Below are 2,174 nucleotides of genomic sequence, written 5' to 3'. Positions count from 1 at the left end.
ATATACCACTACAGAAATGGTGAAAAAAAGAATGGAAAACAGCCTTTCTTCCGTAAAAGATGTAAACGATGCTCTGCAGCTTCAGTATGAGGCAGAGAAATTGTATTACACATCTTTGGTGGCTTATCAGACGGTGGTAGCAACTTATTTTTATATTACAGGAAACGTCGAAAATATTACCAATTACATTCCTTAAACAAGATGAAAAATTTTATAAAAAATTACTGGGCAGTATGTATTCCAATTGTTGTATTAGTCATCGCGCTGATTTATCTTCTTCAGAACAAATCTTCCGAAAGCAGCAGCAAAGATGCGGTTATAGGAATGGTAGATGCTGAATTTGTGGACGTTTCGGCTTCACTTCCGGGTAGAGTTTTGGAGCTTTTGGTAAAGGAAGGCGATGATGTAAAGGAAGGACAGATTATTGCACAGATGAAAACCTCCGAGATCGAAAGCATACAGTCTCAGGTTTCAGAAGCGGTGAAAATTGCACAGAATCAACTAGATAAAGTGAATCGCGGCGTAGAACCGGAAGTGTTGAAATCAGCCGAGAATTTACAGCAGATTGCACAACAGCAGATGGATCTGATGTCTAAAACGTACAGCCGTTTTCAGAATTTATATGCTGAAGGAGTCGTTTCCGGACAGGAACGCGACGTTATTTATTTCAAATACAAAGCAGCCCAGAAAGAACTGGAAACTGCCAATCTTAATGTTCAGCTTTTGAAAAGAGGAAACAATGAAGAGCTTAAAAACTCAGCACAGTCGGTTTTAAATCAGGCAAAAAGTGCGGATGAACTTACGCAGGAAATAAAAGACAATGCTTCTATAAAAGCACCTGCTTCCGGAATAATTTCTACGGTTATTGCCAAAAAAGGAGAAATGGTAAATGCGGGGTATCCGATGATGACGATTCAGAAAGATCAGTCTTTTTTTGTCAAATTTAATCTTCGCCAGAATCAGATGACGAAAATAAATAAAGGAAGTCTGGTGACCATGAAAATTCCCGGCTGTACGCCTGAAAAAGTTCAGGGAAGAGTGGCAGAACTGGCTCCGGCTTTAGGCTACGCAAACTGGGTTCCGGAAAAGCAGAACGGAGAATTTGAACTCAGAACGTTTCAGATCAAAGTAAGACCGGAAAACGCAGGTTCCATCAAAGGACTTCGTTCAGGAATGACAGCACAGCTTATTTTTCAATAATTTAATTCATAAAAAACAACTTTTTGAAAACAATCAGCCAGATTATCATTCGGGAGTGGAAACGGATTTTTTCGATTCCGAATTTCTATGTGGTTTTACTGGTCATTCCGCCCATAATATTTCTTTTTTACGGATTAATTTACCAGAAGCAGTTTGCAAAAGAACTTCCGATGGCAGTTTGGGATGAAGATCAGTCTTCTGTTTCCAGACAGCTTACGGATATGATGGATCACAGCGATCTTATTCATATTACAGAAAAGGTTTCCAGCAATGCGGAAATAGAAAAATTAATGAAAGAGGGAAAGATTTTCGGAGCCGTACATTTTCCTAAAAATCTGGAGTCGGATGTTAAAAAAAATCATCAGTCAAACATTACTTTGTATACCAACGGAGCGTATCTGGTTCCTGCAAAAATGATTTATAAAGGAGCCGCAGAAGTCATTATAAAAGGCGGTCTTGCCGTAGTTCTCCAGAAAGCAGAAAAGCAGGGAATGCCTGCTGAACAGGCAACAGCTTTGGTTCAGCCGATAAAACTGAATACCACAACGCTCTACAATCCGGACTTTAATTATCAGATGTATTTAACACCCGGACTGATTACGGTTGGGCTTCAAATGGCTTTGGTCGTGGCTTCTGTTTTAATTTTAAATCTTGAATTTAAACGAAATACGATTGATGAACTGTTAAAAATTTCCGCTTCTTCCTCACAGATCGTAGTCGGAAAAACGCTTGCTCATCTTTGTATTTCATGGATTCTTTTTATATTGGTTGCTTACATTGTATTTCCAGTTTTTGAACTAGGAAAACCGCAGACCGATTTCAATTTTTTCCTGATCTATACTTTAATGTCTTTAGCCTGCATCGGCATCGGAATGATGCTTTCCGCAATATCCAATAATCTGCTTTTTGTAACCGATGTAGCTCTGTTTTTTACTTCTCCGGCTTTTGTTTTCAGCGGTTTTACATTTCCGCGC

General features: G+C 39.0%; 2 protein-coding genes and 1 pseudogene. All 3 read left to right on the top strand.

Annotated elements, in window-relative coordinates:
• Window positions 1-196: pseudogene (locus tag WFK35_RS22385) on the top strand (TolC family protein); the annotation flags it as partial.
• Window positions 197-201: 5 nt separating this feature from the next.
• On the top strand, window positions 202-1,200 hold the full coding sequence (locus WFK35_RS22380) for an HlyD family secretion protein (protein ID WP_336734810.1): 999 nt from the start codon (window positions 202-204) through the stop codon (window positions 1,198-1,200).
• A gap of 23 nt (window positions 1,201-1,223) precedes the next feature.
• Window positions 1,224-2,174, top strand: a 951-nt coding sequence (locus WFK35_RS22375) for an ABC transporter permease (protein WP_336734808.1), incomplete at its 3' end; no start/stop codon positions are given.

This window comes from Chryseobacterium sp. VD8 (assembly GCF_037149975.1).
GTDB lineage: Bacteria > Bacteroidota > Bacteroidia > Flavobacteriales > Weeksellaceae > Chryseobacterium > Chryseobacterium indicum.
Note: the sequence above shows the minus strand (reverse complement) of the source record. Positions and strands in the feature narration are given on the sequence as shown.

Bases quoted from the DNA above. Each gene is read 5' to 3' on its own strand.
- WFK35_RS22380 (WP_336734810.1), top strand. From the start codon at position 202: ATGAAAAATTTTATAAAAAATTACTGGGCAGTATGTATTCCAATTGTT.